General features: G+C 62.4%; 15 protein-coding genes. 4 read left to right on the top strand and 11 right to left on the bottom strand.

Annotated elements, in window-relative coordinates; translation table 11 throughout:
• The 5 genes from E5W70_RS23515 to E5W70_RS23495 all read right to left on the bottom strand — a co-directional run.
• Positions 1–1,747 (bottom strand): bifunctional UDP-sugar hydrolase/5'-nucleotidase (locus E5W70_RS23515; RefSeq protein WP_292662942.1); only part of this gene is annotated, 1,747 nt, incomplete at its 3' end.
• 291 nt (positions 1,748–2,038) lie between these two features.
• Positions 2,039–2,413 carry a hypothetical protein gene (locus E5W70_RS23510; protein WP_292662944.1) on the bottom strand — a complete coding sequence of 125 codons (375 nt, stop codon included), beginning with the start codon at positions 2,411–2,413 and terminating at the stop codon, positions 2,039–2,041.
• 187 nt (positions 2,414–2,600) lie between these two features.
• A complete protein-coding gene (locus E5W70_RS23505) occupies positions 2,601–4,046 on the bottom strand; it encodes a homospermidine synthase (RefSeq protein ID WP_292662940.1) in 1,446 nt (481 codons plus the stop codon).
• Between the two features lie 123 nt (positions 4,047–4,169).
• Entirely contained in the window at positions 4,170–5,408 is a 1,239-nt protein-coding gene (locus E5W70_RS23500; protein WP_292662938.1) for a hypothetical protein, read from the bottom strand.
• A 158-nt stretch (positions 5,409–5,566) separates the two neighbouring features.
• Entirely contained in the window at positions 5,567–6,616 is a 1,050-nt protein-coding gene (locus tag E5W70_RS23495) for a LacI family DNA-binding transcriptional regulator (protein ID WP_292662937.1), read from the bottom strand.
• 193 nt (positions 6,617–6,809) lie between these two features.
• Between E5W70_RS23495 and E5W70_RS23490 the strand changes: the two genes are divergently transcribed.
• Positions 6,810–7,136 carry a hypothetical protein gene (locus E5W70_RS23490; RefSeq protein ID WP_292662935.1) on the top strand — a complete coding sequence of 109 codons (327 nt, stop codon included), beginning with the start codon at positions 6,810–6,812 and terminating at the stop codon, positions 7,134–7,136.
• A 14-nt stretch (positions 7,137–7,150) separates the two neighbouring features.
• Positions 7,151–7,594, top strand: coding sequence for a DUF6640 family protein (locus E5W70_RS23485; protein ID WP_292662933.1), 444 nt, complete (start codon positions 7,151–7,153; stop codon positions 7,592–7,594).
• Positions 7,595–7,692: 98 nt separating this feature from the next.
• Here the strand turns inward: E5W70_RS23485 and E5W70_RS23480 are convergent, their stop codons facing one another.
• The 6 genes from E5W70_RS23480 to E5W70_RS23455 all read right to left on the bottom strand — a co-directional run bounded on the left by E5W70_RS23480 (position 7,693) and on the right by E5W70_RS23455 (position 13,883).
• On the bottom strand, positions 7,693–8,631 hold the full coding sequence (locus tag E5W70_RS23480; RefSeq protein ID WP_292662931.1) for a DUF3445 domain-containing protein: 939 nt from the start codon (positions 8,629–8,631) through the stop codon (positions 7,693–7,695).
• Positions 8,628–8,915, bottom strand: coding sequence for a YciI family protein (locus E5W70_RS23475; protein ID WP_292662929.1), 288 nt, complete (start codon positions 8,913–8,915; stop codon positions 8,628–8,630). Before E5W70_RS23475 ends, E5W70_RS23480 begins: the two co-directional genes overlap by 4 nt.
• 17 nt (positions 8,916–8,932) lie before the next feature.
• On the bottom strand, positions 8,933–9,595 hold the full coding sequence (locus tag E5W70_RS23470; protein WP_292662927.1) for an aminotransferase class IV family protein: 663 nt from the start codon (positions 9,593–9,595) through the stop codon (positions 8,933–8,935).
• Positions 9,544–10,695, bottom strand: coding sequence for an aminodeoxychorismate synthase component I (locus tag E5W70_RS23465; RefSeq protein WP_292662925.1), 1,152 nt, complete (start codon positions 10,693–10,695; stop codon positions 9,544–9,546). The genes E5W70_RS23470 and E5W70_RS23465 overlap by 52 nt, the downstream gene beginning before the upstream one ends.
• A gap of 157 nt (positions 10,696–10,852) precedes the next feature.
• A complete protein-coding gene (locus E5W70_RS23460) occupies positions 10,853–11,656 on the bottom strand; it encodes a proton-conducting membrane transporter (protein WP_292662923.1) in 804 nt (267 codons plus the stop codon).
• Between the two features lie 391 nt (positions 11,657–12,047).
• A complete protein-coding gene (locus E5W70_RS23455; protein ID WP_292662921.1) occupies positions 12,048–13,883 on the bottom strand; it encodes a M3 family oligoendopeptidase in 1,836 nt (611 codons plus the stop codon).
• 153 nt (positions 13,884–14,036) lie between these two features.
• On the opposite strand from E5W70_RS23455, the gene E5W70_RS23450 reads away from it, so the two are divergent.
• Positions 14,037–15,599 (top strand): sigma-54 dependent transcriptional regulator, encoded by a 1,563-nt coding sequence (locus E5W70_RS23450; protein ID WP_292662919.1) that lies wholly within the window; start codon positions 14,037–14,039, stop codon positions 15,597–15,599.
• Between the two features lie 359 nt (positions 15,600–15,958).
• Positions 15,959–16,757: DUF882 domain-containing protein (locus tag E5W70_RS23445; protein ID WP_292662917.1), on the top strand; the 799-nt coding region annotated here is incomplete at its 3' end.

Below are 16,757 nucleotides of genomic sequence, written 5' to 3'. Positions count from 1 at the left end.
CGGCCGGCGGCGTCTTGGAAATGTCGCCGGAGCCAGCCGGCATTTCGGGCATTGCCGGCTCAGCAGGCTTTATCGGCGCGGCCTCAGCAGGTTTTGGCGGTTCGGCCGGGTTGGCTGGTTCCGCAGCCGGGGCTCCGGTCGCGGCGATCTCGGTGATGCGGCCGTCGAGCTTCGGCGTATAGGGCCGGTGCGCGCCGAGGTAATCGGCAACGACCTGTTCCAGCCCCGGGCCGTAATCATAGGCGTTCTTGGCCTTCTCGGCGAACACCTTGTAGCCGTCGCCGCCCTGGCGGACATAGTTGTTGGTGGCGACCAGGTAGTCCTTCTCCGGTTTGATCGGCGTCCAGGCGCCGCCTTCCATGACCTCGACCGATTTGACGCGTCCGTTAGGCGGCGCCGATTTGTCGAACGCATATTTCAGGCCGGCAACCTGCGGGAAGCGCCCGGCGCCGTCCTCGACCTGGCTGAGACCGCTTTCGAGGCCGGCAACCAGATCCTTGCCGGAGATCTGGAAGGTCGCCAGCGTGTTCTGAAACGGCAGCACGGTGAGAACCTCGCCCATGGTGACGGTGCCCTGGTCGATCGAGGCGCGCAAGCCGCCACCATTCGAGATGACGATCTCGACACCCTGGCCCTTGACCCGGTCGAGGACGGCGTCGGAGACCAGATTGCCCATCTCGCATTCGCGGGCGCGGCAGTTTTCGCGGCTGCCGTCGATCGCCTTGGTGGTCTCGGCGACTTCCTTGTTCTTCAAAGCCTCGATCGGGGCGCCGAGTTCCTTGATGCGGGCAAGCACGGCGGGGTCGGGCGTGATCGATTTGTCAAGATGGATGGGATCGCCACTTGCCTCCTTGACGACGCCGTTGTCGTCGAACACGACCTTGAACTCGCCGAGATATTTCGAATAGGACGCCGCTTGCACGACCGGCACTTTGTAGCCGTCCGGATTGTCGACCATCGTCGGATATGGGCCTTCCGCCTTGGGGTCGGTGTTGGACAGCAGCGAATGGCTATGGCCGCCGACCACCACGTCGACGCCCGGGATCTTGGCGATCACGTCGCGCTCGCGCTTGTAGCCGATATGGGTGACCGCGATGATCTTGTTGACGCCCTCTCCCTTCAGTTTCTCGACCTCGGCGGTGATCGACTTGACGTCGTCTTCAATGGCGATGTTCGGGCCAGGCGTGGCAAGCTCCGGCGTGTCGTTGGTGACCGCGCCGACGATCCCGATCTTCTGGCCGCCGACCTCGACCACGATCGACGGCTTGACGCGGTCGCCGAGCTTGGATTGCGCATTGGCCTTCACGTTGGCGCCGAGCACCGGAAACTGGATCATGTCGAGGAACGGCGCCAGCGCCGACTCCCCATCGTCGAACTCATGGTTGCCGAGAGCCTCGGCATCGAATTTCATCTGGTTGAGGAATTCGCCTTCGGTCTTGCCCTTGTAGGTCGTGTAGAAGAGCGAGCCCTGGAAATTGTCGCCGGCGCTGAGCAGCAGCACGTTCTGGCCTTGCAGCTTCTTGCGCTCCTGGGCGATCGCGGTGACCAGGCGGGCGGCGCCGCCGACGCATTCGCCCTTGGTCTCCTCCTCGGCCGAGCAGGTCGATTCATACTTGTTGTTGCTCTCGATGCGGCTGTGCCAGTCGTTGATGTGCAGGATGTTCAGCGTGTAGTCGGCAAAGGATACCCCTGCCGACAGGCCAAGCGCCGATGCCGACAGCGCGGCGATGGCAGCGATCTTCTTCATTCTCGTCTCCCGGATAACTTGAGTACAGCGCCGCGCGTCATTTGGGACGCGCAAAGGACGCTGTACCAATTGTTATTTTGCGCATGATCCTTTCCGAAAATCGACTCCGATTTTCGGGGTCATGCGCAGACGCATTTAACGCTCTTGTTTGACTGGGATGTAACAGCCCTCTCAGGCCATGTTCACATCGCGTTTCAGTCGATGCAAGCGGAAATCGGCATCGGCTTTGCCGGCGTAAAAAGCGGCGGCTTGAAGCCGCCGCACTTTTGCAAAGTCAATTCGGAATCGAATTCAGGTGCGCCTGGTCAGCACAAAATTCTGCCCGCTCGCGCTGGTGCAATTGAGCTGGCTGGTGGAGACCATCAAGCAGTTGAAGCTGATCGGCGTCTGGCGGATCAGCGAAGTTCCATGGATCTCGACCGAGGTGCCGCCGGTCATGGTGTAGCTGCCATCGGCAAGCTTCTGGCCGGTATCGGTGGCGACGGTCGCGAAGCTGCCGCCCCTGAAGGTGGACAAGCCCGTGCCCTGCGCGTCGATCCAGGAGCCTTCGACCCCTTTGGCGGTGATCACCGGCGGCTCGCCCGGGCCGGTAGTGGTGCAGGCCGCCAACGCGACCGTAGCGGCCGCTGCAATGCCAGCCGAAAGCAGTCTTTGCGCAATCGTCATCATCAAGATCCTCTCCTCTCGCATCGGCCCGAAAATCGATCCGATTTTCGGAAAGCACGATGCGCGCATTCAAAGTGCTAGAGCGTACTTTGTGCGTCCAAATGGACGCACGTCGCTCTAGGCCGCGCCTCTTCAATCGCCCGATTTCCGGGCGATTGCAAGCTGGCGGAGTGTCGAGGCAACACTGCTATCGAACGAGGATGTTGCGGAATTGCCACGGGTCTTTGGCGTCGAGGTCCTCGGGAAACAGACCAGGCCGATTGTCGAGCGGTGTCCAGTCCGTATAATAGCTCCTGACCGGCCCCAGATAAGGATTCTGCACGTCGAGGCAGCGCTTGTAATCCATCTCGTCGGCTTCGACGATGCCGGCCTCCGGATTTTCCAGCGCCCAGACCATGCCGGCCAGCACCGCCGACGTGACCTGCATGCCTGTGGCGTTCTGATAAGGCGCCAGCTTGCGCGCCTCGGCCAGCGACAGCTGCGAGCCGTACCAGTAAGCGTTCTTGGCGTGCCCATAGAGCAGCACGCCGAGCTCGTCGACGCCATCGACCAGTTCGTTTTCGTCGAGCACGTGGTGCACGGGCTGAGCCTTGCCGGTGGCACCGAACATCTCGTGCAGCGACAGCACGGCGTCATTGCAGGGATGATAGGCGTAATGGCAAGTCGGCCGGTACTGCACCTTGCCCTTCTTGCCGTGCAGCGTGAAGAAATCGGCAATCGAAATCGCCTCATTATGCGTCACCAGGAACCCGTATTGCGGACCGGACGTCGGGCACCATGTGCGCACGCGCGTGTTGGCGCCGGGCTGCTCCAGAAAGATCGCGGCCTTCGAGCCGTTCTTGTGCTTTTTGGCGTTCTTCGGCATCCACGTCTCATGCGTGCCCCAACCGAGCTCGGCCGGCTGCAGGCCTTCCGAAATGAAGCCTTCGACCGACCAGGTGTTCCAGAACACGTTCATCGGCTTGGGTTTCTTGGTGCGCTGGGTGTCGCGCTCGGCGATATGGATGCCCTTGACGCCGGCCTTCTTCATCAGCCTGGCCCAGCCTTCGCGATCGTGCTGCGCGGGTTCCGAGAAGTCGAGGCCAAGATCTGTGGCGAGGTTGACCAGTGCCTGCTTGACGAACCACGAGACCATGCCGGGATTGGCGCCGCAGCACGAGATCGCCGTGGTGCCGCCCGGGTTCTTCGCGATTTCAGTACGCACCGTCTCGCGCAGCGCATAGTTGGTGCGTGAGGCATTGTCGGCCTTTTCGTCGAAATAGAAGCCGAGCCAGGGCTCGACCACCGTGTCGACGTAGAGGACGCCAAGCTTGCGGCAGAGCTTCATCAGCTCGAGCGAGGAAGTGTCGACCGACAGGTTGACGCAAAAGCCCTGGCCGCCGCCATTGGTCAAAAGCGGTGTCAGCAGCTTCTTGTAGTTCTTTTTGGTCACCGCATCCTGCATGAAGGTGATGCCGCGCTCGTCGAGCAATTTGCGGTCGGTGTCGCGCGGGTCGATGACCGTCATGCGCGACTTGTCGAATTTGAAATGGCGCTCGATCAGCGGCAGCGTTCCCCGTCCGATCGAGCCGAAGCCGATCATCACGACAGGGCCGGTGATCTCACCGTAAACGGGCCAGTTTTCATTCGCCATTTATCGATTACTCCCTCAAAAAACGCTTCGGAACAGCGGCTTGGCCGCGGCGCGACAAACCATAGATCATTGTCACAATAAAGCGAAAAGCGGACGGCCCGGCCTCACGGCACGCCATCCCGGCTACGGCCCGACCAGACTTGCAAACTCCGGCTTGAAGAGGTCACGTGCCTCGGCGACCGGCAGTTCCAGCAGATCGTCGGCGCAGGCCTGGATGGCATGCGGCAGGGTCTGGAGCCCGAAAACCAGAACCTGCTTGTCACCCTCACGCCAGAGGCTGACCGCCAGATATTCGCCGATGAGATCGTCCATGCCGCATTCGGCTTCGTGATCGATATCGGTCTGATCGGTCGGTTTCTTGCGCCGTTGCTTGACCAAGGAGGCGAGGGAAGGGCCTGGCTTGCCATCTACCGTATCCAGGAAAATGTCCTGAAGGCCGAGCAGGACGCCGCGGCGCACATCCATGATGTAGGCGTCCGAATAGTTGGTCGGATGCGCTCCGCCGCAGAAGATGCTGCCGGACTCCCGCCAGCTCATCAGCCGCGGCGTCAGCGAGGTCACTTCGAATGTGCTGTCCTCATAGCCACCGAGGGTGCCGCCGTTCACACCGTCAATCGACCCGCCTTCGTTGAAGCCGGCATATTGCGCCGCCACGCAGCCCAGTGCGCCGATGTTTGCGCGCCAGTGCCTGTCTTGCAGCAGAGCATTCGCGGCCTCGATCGGAACGTCGCCGGACAGTTCGACAATGCGCGGCGTGGCAAATTTGGTGCGGGGGTCGACCACATAGCGGTAGGTTGCGTCCGGCCAACCAGTGGTCTTGCCGTTATCAAGCTGAGTGTCCACCCGCAGATAGTCATAAGGGGACGTTTCCATGGTGAGCGGCGTGTCATTGCCGAAGAACTTCATGAAGCTGAAATCGTAGAGATCGAGCGGGCTGCTGGGCTCGTTCTCGGTCACCTGCCGACTTGCGACCCGTTCCAATCTGAGCGGCAGCGCCCTCTTTCCGTTCCAGCGGCCTTCAAGGGTCTTGCCGTTACTGGATAAGGCCAGGCGCCAGACGGCGGCAATCGGCGCGGCCTTTCCGTTATCGCAATTGTCGGCGCCGCATGCCTCCTCCTCGGCCAGTTCGAACTTGCTGCCCTTTTGCGACCTGGCCTGCAGCGGGATGTCGACGCCCTTCGAGCGGTAGAAATAGCGGCCGGCCAGCGGGCCGCCGGGCGCCGCGGGGTCGCCGGTGAATTCGACGACGATGTCGCTCTTTCCAAGCTTGCCGGCATAAGTCACCGGCTCCGCCTCGGCTGCTGTCGACAGTACCAGGATCGCGGCCACGAACGTGACCGGCCTGCCAAGATGCTGGATCATTGTTCCCCCAAGCCACAAGTTACAGTTGTCTTTCGCCGGCAGTCACGGTCGGCTGTCAGGCCCTTATAGTCAAGTTGTGCCTCGTTCAGTGCCAGAGGCTGCTCAGCGAAGAAACGCTGCGAGCGCCGCCCTTGGTGCGGATGGCGCGTCCGCCCGTCTCAACGGGTTTTTGCCCTCGGTGCGGCTGTGGAGGCTCGAACCACCAGTTCTACCGGCAGAACGACCTGGCGGGGGGCTTCATTGTCAAGAACCATTCGGGCGGCAAGCCTGCCTTTTCCGATCACGTCCTGTGCGACTGTGGTCATCGGAGGAGTGGTGCGCGCGGATTCGGCGGTGCCATCGAAGCCGACGACCGATACGTGGCCCGGCACGTCTACGCCGCGGCGAACCGCCTCGTCCAGCATCGTGATCGCCTGCCAATCCGACATGGTCAGGATCGCAGTTGCTTCAGGCGCCCTGTCGAACACCACTGCTCCGGCAGATGGCTCGCCTGGAATCGTCTCGATGATCGGGACATCGTCGATCGACAAATTCGCCTCCGCCAAACCCTGTTTGAAACCGTCGAGCCTTTCATCGTCGAGCGGGAAGCCGGCCAGAAGCGGGCGCGTTGCCTGTCCGGGCATGTGGACAATCGGCGGGCCGGGAGACCGGCGCACCGAAAGGATGGCAAAATGCCGGTGCCCCAGCCCGGTCAAATGCCGGACGGCAGCTATCGCACCGCTCCGGCCGTCGATCTTTATCGAATTGATGTCGGGACCTGCGTCGCTTTCGAGAATGACGAAGGGCAGACGCCGTCTCTGTACCGAAATTATGAGACCAATGTCGGCGCTGTGACCAAGGATAAAGCCGTCAACCAGGGCATCGCGGATGCTGGCGAAGCGCGTGTTGTCGGTGCCGTTTACAAGGCTGAGCGTCGTTCCAGCCTCGTCGCAGGCGAGCGAAACGCCGAGCACCAGCTCGCGGCCGTAAGGGCTTCTCATCACTTCGGAGATGGCATAGGCGCCAGGCGGCATGAACCCGATGGCATTGAACTTGCCGTCCCGCAGCAATCGTCCTTTCGGATCGGGGCCGCCAAACCCGAGCGCTCGCGCGGCCGCTTCGACGCGCTCGCGCAATTCAGGCCTGACCAGCTCCGGCCGGTTGAAGACGTTGGAGACAGTCCCCCGGGAAACTCCGGCAGCCTTGCCGACATCGGCTAGGGTGGGCATTGGCGATTCACTCGTTTTCCCTGAGGTAGACCATTTTTTGGAGCGCTCCAAGAATTTTATTGACTCAAAACCGAAATAGGCGGATCGTGTCTGTTGGAGCGCTCCAAGGACACCTATTCTGAGGTTTTTTGCGACTAGACATTGAGATCAGTCGAATGGCGTGGCCGCAGCGGCCATGCCCAAGGAGAGGATGATGGCAGAAACCGATGTTTTTCCAGCCTCGCTCGTAGGCAAGACATTCGACTGCGTTTTCGGCCCCTTCGTGCCGCGGCTGACGTTTCTCTCGCCGCAGGAATTGCATATCCAGGCGTCGATCGGGACCACCGAAATCGACGAGGTGGTCAACGTCGGCCTGACCAGCGTGCGCCCGAATCTCGTGCTCGCGAGCTGGACGGAGCAGAGCGGCAACTTCATTGTGCAGTTGCAGGACCACGAGAAGGGGATCGTTCATAATTATGCGCGGCTGGCCGATGGGCAGCTCTTCTGTGCCCAGGGCGCCATTCAAGTCGTTCCAGCATAAGGGAGGAAAATGCGATGGAACTCGCTTACGACAGTCATCTGCTTGCCCGAATTCTGCTGAGCGTCGCGACCGTGGGCTACGGTGTGGTGACGATCAAAGCCGACTTGAACGCCACCCACGCCACCAATCCGCTCTGGACTCCCCACGCCCGGTTTCACGTCGTCTGGCAGGTGTTGAGCTACACCGGAGTGGCGCTGATTGCGCTCGGACTTATCTGGATCAAGGGGCAACTCGAAGCCGAGCGGCTCTATCTCGCCGGGGGATTGGCTGCGGCCATGTATGGGGCGTTCTTCGCGGCCATGCTCTCGCGGCCGATCTATGGTGGCGTGCTGTATGACGAGAACGGCTATCTGCCGTTCCGGCCGCCGTTTGGACCGGCGGGCTGGCGGTGGGATGTCAACGTCACCGTCTTTACCGCGATGTCCGCGATCCTGCTGCTGGGCCTGGCTGCGATTTAGGGCAGTTCCAGGAAAAGTGTGAAACGGTTTTCCGTCCGGAATTGCGCAAGAACAAAGAGATAGAGCGGTTCGGCGTTTCCGTGAAACGATGAACTGCCCTAGGACACCGCCAGCGCCCTGAGCCACGCGACCAGCCGGTCACGGTCGGCGGTCATCCCCTTGTAGTCGAGCTGTGCCTCGTCCAGCGTCAGAAGTTGTTCGGCCAAGGACGCTGCGGGCGCCGCGCGGTCGCGGTGGCGCTCCAGCACGGCGAGCGGGTCGAGATGGATACGGATGGTGAAGAGTACGTCGCCCGAAACGGGGAGCTTTCTCAGCGTCTGCCGCTCGACGCGGATAAAGGCATGGGCGTCGATGTCGCCGTCCGGGAATCTCGACGGGCGACTGCTGGCGCGGTCGATGCGTTCGAGGTTGGAGAGCGGATGGTAGAGCGCGTCGCCCGCCTGGATCGACCAGTTGTAGCGCTCGACGGCTTGGCCCTGGAGGCCGTCGAACATGCGGTTGATGAGATCGGCCGGGCGTGTGCCCGGACCGAAACCCGGTACCGGCGCGTGGATCTGCTGCAGCGGCTTGCCGAATTTTTCGGTCAGCGACCATGACGACGGGAAGCAGAGCGAGCCGGCCGTCAGACGCCAGCCGCTCTCGTCGCGGCGCATCAGGATTAAATCCTCCTGGACGAGCAACGAGGCCGCCACAAGCGGCGCATCGCTGAAAGGAGCTGAGGTGCCTGAGCCCTCGAGATTGTCGGTGCCGCCGATCACCTCGATCCCGTCGGCGGTATGCCTGTGGCTCTCAGGAAAGTTCGCCGCCAAATGCGCACCGAGCAGATCGAGCACTTCGCGTTGGGCTTCGCGCGTGGCTTGCTCCTCGACAAAAACCTTGTCGGGAATTTCCGCATAAAGCCGGCGTTTCTCGGCAAGATAGGGCAGCAGATATTCGTCGACCTCGATCCATCTATCGAGATTGAGCGGCTTCAGCCCGATGGTGAACAGTTTCGACGAGCCGTCATAGGGTGTGTGGGTCGGTGGGCGGAAACTCATGCTTCTTTGTAGGCTTCCAGTGCGGCAGTGGCCATTCTCGCCGTGAATTCGGTGATTTCGTAGTCGGCGGCACCTGCCTTGGCGAAGGGATCGTCCGCCAGTCTGGCATCGAGCTCCTCGCGTGGACCGCGCGCGATGATGATGCCGCCGGTCCTTGGCCGCTTCGGCCCGGAGGCGACAAAGATGCCTTGCGCATAGCAGGCCTTCAGCCACTCGACATGCGCTTGCTGAAGGCGGTCGATCTCGGTCAGCGGCACCTTGTAGTTCAGCGAAACCACGAACATTGTTGTCTCCCGATGCTTCAGCCCAGCCGCGCCGGGATCAATCCGCGCAGCGAGTTGCCGACGAACAGCGCCTTGGCCGATTTCAGTTCGTTCCACGTGTAGACCGCTTCGCCGGCGCGGCCTTGATCCAGCAGTTCACCGCGCAGAACGCCAGGCAGCAGGCCGCAATCGAGCCGCGGTGTGGCCAGCACGCCGTCGCCGAAATCGGCAAAGACATTGGTGATCGTGCCCTCGCAGATTTCGCCGCGCTCATTGGCGAGCAGCACCTCGTCGGCCCGGCCGGCAAGATATTCGGCGCGGGCGCGCGTATAGGTTTGTCGGCGGCTGGTCTTGTGACGCAGCAGCATGTCGCTCGAATCAAGCCGCACCCGCGCCAGCTGCAGTGTCCAGACCTTGTCCGCGGCGAGCGGCTCGTGGGGCTGCACCGAAACCGCGACTTCGCCCTTGCGCGACAGGACGAGGCGGGTGCGCAACGCGATCTGTTGGTGGCCAACCGCATTCATCAGCGCTTCGCCGACCCTTTGCGGATCGCAGGCGAAACCGAGTTCGCTTGCCGAGCCGTAAAGCCGCGCGAGGTGGCGGTCGAAACGGAGGAAACCCGAGCCGGGCTCCCAGCGCATTGTTTCGATCAGTTCGAAATTGGTAGTGTTCCCGTCGCGAAACGGGCTTTCAGCAGACACTCCTGGTACTCCTCTTCGGCCGTCGAATCGAAGACGACCCCACCGCCGACGTTGTAGACCGCCTCGCCAGTGGCAAAGAGCGAGATGGTGCGGATCGCCACCGAAAAGCGCATCCGGCCGCCGGGCGCGATCCAGCCTATCGCGCCGCAATAGACGTCGCGCGGGCCACTTTCCAGCTCGCGCAGGATCTCCATGGCGCGGATCTTCGGCGCGCCGGTGATCGAGCCGCAGGGGAACAGCGCGGCGAAAATCTGGTGGATGGTGAGGCCGGGCAAGAGTTTCGCCCGCACGCGGCTCACCATCTGGTGGACGGTCGGGTAGCTCTCGATGCGGAAAAGCTCCGGCACGTCGAGCGTGCCAACCTCGCTGATCAGTGAAATGTCGTTGCGCAGGAGATCGACAATCATTCGGTTCTCGGCCTGGTTCTTCTCGTCGTTGCGCAAGAACGCTTTCAGGCGATCGTCCTCCGCCTTGGTGGCGCCGCGCGGCGCAGTGCCTTTCATCGGATGCGTCTCGATCATGTCTTCCGCGTCGACCTCGAAGAACAGTTCCGGCGAACGCGACAAGACGATCGGATCGCCGAGCGCGATCAGTGCCCCGTACTTTACCGGCTGGCGTTCGGTTAGCGCGTTGAAGGCGACCAGTGGATCGCCCGACCATTGCGCGTGGACCGGAAAGGTCAGATTGCCCTGGTAGCAGTCGCCCTTGCGGATGTGGTCATGCAGCCTGGCAAAGCGTTTGGCGTAGTCGTCCGAAGACCAGGCCGCCTTGGCGTCAAAAATCGGGCCGTTGCTAGCCGGCAGGTCGCCTGGCGCGACCGTCTCTTCGACCGGCGCGTCGAACACGCCGAGGCAGAAAAGCGGGGCGCGGCGGCCGGCCGGCAGCAGCGGAACGAGCTTGGGTTCGAGCAGGTAACCGGCCTCGTAGGAGAAATAGCCGGCCAGCCATTTGCCGCCGTCATGTGCGGTCTGCACTGCTTCCAGGGCCGGCAAAAAGTCCGCCTCGCAATGCGCCGCGATGATCTCGGCCGGCCGGTCGAAAACGAGCTGACGCGCGGTCTCGTCGTTCCGGAAAATTGCAAAGGGCAGGGACAGGGACATAAGGCTCGGATGCTGCGGTCACCAGCGATCGATCTATATGGGGGCTCGACCGTGCGCAATCGAGGGAACGGCGTCTCAAGACGCAAAGGCGCGGGGGGCAAAAACAAAAGCGGCGCCAGAGGGCGCCGCCTTGTTCCAGATGCCTCCTTGCGATGGGTCAGGTGTTGCTGGCTTCCCCCGCGGTTGGGAAGCGGCGCGCAAATTCCTTCTCGTCGCCGGTGGCAAGCAGTTTCGCCTGCTCGATCCAGCGTTCACGTTCGATGCGGCCGTCGAAATTCAACGTCGCCTCGATCCGCCTGACATCGTCGGGCGTCCAGGCAGCGATCTGGGCATAGGTCGTGACCCCAAGCCCTTTGAGCAGCCGCTCGTTGGTCGGGCCGATGCCGATAAGGCGACGCAGATCGTTGGCTTTGCCCGCCGCTGCGGTCGTTGAGTTGCCGGTCGCGGCTTTCTTTGCCGCTGGTGCGGCCTTGCTTGCTGCCGGCGAAGCCTTGCTTGCCGCTGGTGCGGTCCTGGGCGCGGCGCTCGCTTTCGATGCAGGCGGATTCGGCGTTGCCGTTTTCGCGGCACTTGCGCGTGGCGCGGTCGCGGCCTTCGCCGTTGCAGATTTTTTCGGCGCCGGTTTGGCCGGTGCGGATGTCGACATCAGGGTTGACGGCGCCTGCATCGCGGCTTTGGTCGCGCCGGTCTTGGCGGCTGGCGCCTTCGCTGTTGCCGCGGTTGGCGCCTTGGCGGCCGGCGCCTCGCCCAGCCGCCGCTCGAGGTCGGCGCGGGCGCGGCCGCAGGCATCCAACTCACCGGTCAGACGGTTGCTATCGGCCCGCAATCTGTCACGTTCGCTGCGCGTGCGGTCGAGATCGCCGCGCAAACTGTCGAGCTCGCCACGCAGGCGTCCCCAAATGAACCAGCCAACCAACACACCTACCAGGAACGCCAGGAGCATGTAGAAAAAAGTGCCCATTGTCTTTCTCTCTCCAGTCCGATCCGTCCGCCCTGGCCTGTGGGGCCATGACCTCGGCGAAGGACCATTCGATGGTGGTTCCGCAATCTGCAGAACAGCCGGCTTCGATCGAGCTGTCGGCAACCGGTTTGCCCCTGGCCAACAACCGTTGTCGCATCCGCCGACACGCCATGACCGGTCGGGATTTTCCGACCGGATCCATTCGTGCCCGGCTGAGCTTGAGGGCGGACGCTATCATACAGCTTACGGGAATCTAACGGAAAACTTCCATGGAAAGTTATTTAAGAACAAATATCCAAGACAAGAATAGAACCATCGCCAATATGCATTGCGGCTAAACTGTTCTGGAAAACCCGGTCACCCGGTGTTGCGCATCACCCAGTGTTGCGCATCAATTGTCCAGTGCTTCCAGCTCGTCGATCAGTCCGCTGATCACGCCAAGCCCGATCTGCCAGAAGGCAGGATCGGTCGCGTCGAGGCCGAACGGCGCCAGAAGCTCGGAATGATGCTTGGTGCCGCCGGCGCGCAGCATGGCAAAATATTTGTCCTGAAAGCCGCGCTCGGCGTTCTGGTAGACCGCGTAGAGCGAGTTCACCAGGCAATCGCCGAATGCATAGGCATAGACGTAAAAAGGCGAGTGGATGAAGTGCGGGATATAGGTCCAGAAAACCTCGTACCCGTCGCGCAGCTTGATCGCCGGCCCGAGGCTTTCCGCCTGCACTTCCAGCCAGAACTGGCCGAGCTTGTCGGAGGTCAATTCGCCGCTCTTGCGCTCGGCATGCACCTTGCGCTCGAACTCGTAGAAGGCGACCTGGCGCACGACCGTGTTGATCATGTCCTCGACCTTCTGGGCGAGCATGGCCTTGCGTTCGCGCTTGTCGGTGGTCTGCTCGAGCAGGGAGCGGAAGGTCAGCATTTCGCCGAAGACCGATGCGGTTTCGGCCAGCGTCAGCGGCGTCGAAGCCATCAAAGCCCCCTGTCCGCCGGCCAGCACCTGGTGCACGCCGTGGCCGAGCTCGTGCGCCAGCGTCATCACGTCGCGCGGCTTGCCCATGTAGTTGAGCAGCACATAGGGATGCGCCGAAGGCACGGTCGGATGCGCGAAGGCGCCAGGCGACTTGCCGGGTCTCACCGGTGCATCGATCCAGTTGCGGTCGAAGAAAGTTCTGGCGATCTCCGCCATGTCGGGCGAAAAGCGCTGGTAGGCGGAAAGCACGGTGTTCTTGGCCTCGTCCCAGCCGATGACCGCCTGCGGGCTCTCCGGCAGGGGCGCATTGCGGTCCCAGTGGTTCATCACCTCCATGCCGAGCCAGCGCGCCTTCATCGCATAGTAGCGATGCGACAGGCGCGGATAGGCGTCGCGAACCGCGGCGGCGAGTGCATCCACCACGCTGCGTTCGACGCGGTTGGCGAGATGGCGGGAATCGGCAATGTCCTCGAAGCCGCGCCAGCGGTCGGAAATCTCCTTGTCCTTGGCCAGCGTATTGGTGACCAGCGTAAAGACGCGCAAATTCTTGCGAAAAGTTGCGGCCAGCGCCTCGGATGCCCGGCGGCGCACCTCGCTATCGGCATCCTGAAGGCGATTGAGCGCCGGCTCCAGCGTCAGCTCCTCGCCGTCGACGTCGAAGCGCAAATCGGTCATCGTCTCGTCGAACAGGCGGTTCCAGGCCCCGCGCCCGGTGATCGATTTTTCATGGAAGAGCTGCTCGATGCGGTCTTCGAGCTGATAGGGCTTGTCCTTGCGCAGATCGAGCACCCAGGGCCGGTAATGGGCGAAGGCCGGATCGGCGGCGAGTGCGTTTTCGATCGCGCCATCGTCGATGAGGTTCAGCTCGAGCGCGAAAAACAGCAGGTGCGCGCTGGCATCGGTCATCCTTTCCTGGATGTCGCCATAGAGCTTGGCGCGCTGCGGATCCGACGTGTTGCCGGCATAGACAAGCCCGGCATAGGAGACGATCCGGCCGATCAGCTCCTCCAGCGCTTCATAGGCCTGAAGCGCCTCGCCCAGCCTGCCGGCGCTGCCACGCCCAGCCTCGGCGGCGAGCGTGCCTTTCCAACGGCTTTCGAAGGCGATGGCATCCGCGGCGGCCTTGGCGATGTCGCGCTTCAGCTCGGGCGCTTCCATGCCCGAATAGAGATCGGCCAGATTCCATTCCGGCAGGTCGCCAAGCTCCGCCACGCCCTGACCGGGCACCGCCGCCAGCTTTCGAGCAAAAACCATGCGCATTGCCGATCCTTCCAGACACAAAAATTCGAGGAAACGAGAAGCCGGTCAAATCCTAAGGAATTCGTTCACCGGGTTTTTTGAAAGCTTATTTAGAACCCTGTGCCAAGATGATCCATAGGGCGCATTCTCGGGCGGGGCACGGTCGGATCAGTCATGGCAGCTTCCATACTCATAGTCGATGACGATCCCGTGCAGCGCAGGCTGCTCGAGGCGGCGGTGACGAAATTCGGCCACACGGCGATCGTTGCCGATGGCGGCGAGGCCGGTCTCGATCTCGTCGACGGGCCCAATGCGCGCGACGTGTCGGTGGTCATCCTCGACCTGATGATGCCCGGCCTCGATGGCATCGGCGTGCTGAAGGCGATGCGCGAGCGTGGCATCCACATTCCCGTCATCGTGCAGACCGCGCAGGGTGGCATCGAAACCGTCGTTTCGGCAATGCGTCACGGCGCCTTCGACTTCGTCGTCAAGCCGGCCTCCCCCGACAGGCTGCAGGCGTCGATCGGCAACGCCCTCAAGGTCGAGGCGCTCGAAGGCGAAGTGAAGCGCTCGTCACGGCAGCGCGGCGGCCATCTGACATTCAAGGACATGATCACTCACAGTTCGGCGATGGATCGGGTGATCCGGCTCGGCCGCAAGGCGGCGGCCTCCAACATCCCGATCCTGATCGAGGGTGAATCCGGCGTCGGCAAGGAACTGGTGGCGCGCGCCATCCAGGGCAGCGGCGACCGCCGCTCGAAACCCTTCGTCACCGTCAATTGCGGCGCCATCCCTGACAATCTGGTCGAATCGATCCTGTTCGGTCACGAAAAGGGATCGTTCACCGGCGCCACCGAAAAACATACCGGCAAGTTCGTCGAAGCGCATTCCGGCACGCTGTTCCTCGACGAAATCGGCGACCTGCCACTCGACGTGCAGGTCAAGCTGTTGCGCGCCGTGCAGGACGGCGAAGTCGATCCGGTTGGCGGGCGCTCGACCGTCAGGGTCGACATCAGGCTGATCTCGGCAACCCATCGCAACCTGCTGCAACAGGTCAAGGACGGCAAGTTCCGCGAGGACCTGTTCTATCGGCTGAACGTCTATCCGATCTTCGTGCCGCCATTGCGCGACCGTCGCGACGACATCCCCTACCTGGTCGAGCACTTCATGGAGAAGGTGGCGCCCGCCGATCCGCGCCACCGCCTGCGAGGCATCTCGGCTGCGGCGCTTGCCATGCTGCAGGCCTACGACTGGCCGGGCAACATAAGGCAGCTCGAAAACGCCGTCTTCCGGGCGTCGGTGCTCGCCGACGGCGACATGCTGACCGAAGAAGAATTCCCGCAGATCCGGGCGCAGGTCGACGGCACGGTCAATCTCGATGCGGGTATCGCCTTGCCAGAGTCAGGGGGGCCAGCTCCAGGGTGGCCAGCTTCCGGCTTGGCTTCGGGCAGCCAGCCGCGCGACAGCATTCCGGCCGCTGGCGGGATCGCAGCCTCCGACCCCGATGCGCCGGCCAGGCCCCGGTTCGGTACGCTGCGGGCGCTCGACGAGCGCGGCAATGTGCGTGCGCTGGCCGACGTCGAACTCGAAATGATCAAGCTCGCCATCGACCACTACAACGGCCAGATGAGCGAAGTCGCCCGCCGCCTCGGCATCGGCCGATCGACGCTCTACCGCAAGCTCAAGGAATACGGCATAGACCCGGAAACCGGCCGCGTCGAACGGCTCGCTTCCTGAGCCACAGGCCAAGCGGGTTCTCATCCGGGCATCCATTCGAAGCAAGCACGCCTCGAAACGAGGTATTCGCCGCAGTGTTCACGTATTAAGGCGGACGGTAACAGATCGTGTTTCGAGCTAGCGCCAAAACATGATCTAAACCAGCGGTTTACCAAGATATCCTGCGCAATATTTTTGGCGGGATATCGCCACCGTGTTACCGCATTTCGGCTTCAATAAGCGATGATTAACCATTAGGATCGATATTCGGATGCACACACCACGCATCCGTTTGGTCAAATCCGGGGACAAAACGGCAGCCTGCAAGGCCTTTTGATTTGAACAGAATCGAACGACAAAAAAACGGGCGGCATTATCACATGAGCGTCTGGCCGAGATGGCTGGCAGCGGTGATTGTTGCCGTCGGGTTCCTTGCAGCGGCGGCAACCGGCGCCAGCGCCGAGACACGCTCGCTGAAGCTCTATCATCTCCACACGCAAGAAAAGGCGGAGATCGTCTACAAGCGCAATGGCCGCTACGACCAGGCGGGCTTGCGAAAGATCAACATCATTCTGCGCGACTGGCGTCGCAACGAGCCGACCAAGATGGATCCGCGCCTGCTAGACCTGGTCTGGGAAGCGTATCGGGAGAGCGGCGCCACCGATTACATCCAGGTCGTCTGCGGCTATCGTTCGCCGGCCACGAATTCGATGCTGCGCAGCCGCAGCAGGGGAGTCGCCGAAAAGAGCCAGCACATGCTCGGCAGGGCGATGGATTTCTACATTCCCGGCGTGCCGCTGAAGAAGCTGCGTGACATCGGCCTCAGGATGCAGGGCGGCGGCGTCGGCTACTATCCCAGCTCCGGCTCGCCCTTCGTGCACATGGATGTCGGCAATGTGCGCCACTGGCCCGGCATCAGCCGCCAGGAACTGGCGCGCGTGTTCCCGAACGGCAAGACGCTGCATGTACCGAGCGACGGCAAGCCGCTGCCTGGTTATCAACAGGCGCTCGCCTCCTACAAGGCCCGCAAGGGCGCCGGTGCGCCGGCCATCGAACTGGCCAGCGCAAGCGGCGGTGCAAAAAAATCCCGCGGGTTCCTGGCAGCCTTCTTCGGCGGCGGCGACGACGAGGCGGACGACAGCGCCGATGTGGCGATGGCCGAGCCAGCGCCAAAGCCCC

This window comes from Mesorhizobium sp. (assembly GCF_005063415.1).
Lineage (GTDB): Bacteria > Pseudomonadota > Alphaproteobacteria > Rhizobiales > Rhizobiaceae > Mesorhizobium.
The sequence above is the reverse complement of the archived record's forward strand: the minus strand, read 5'-3'. Positions and strand labels throughout refer to the sequence as shown.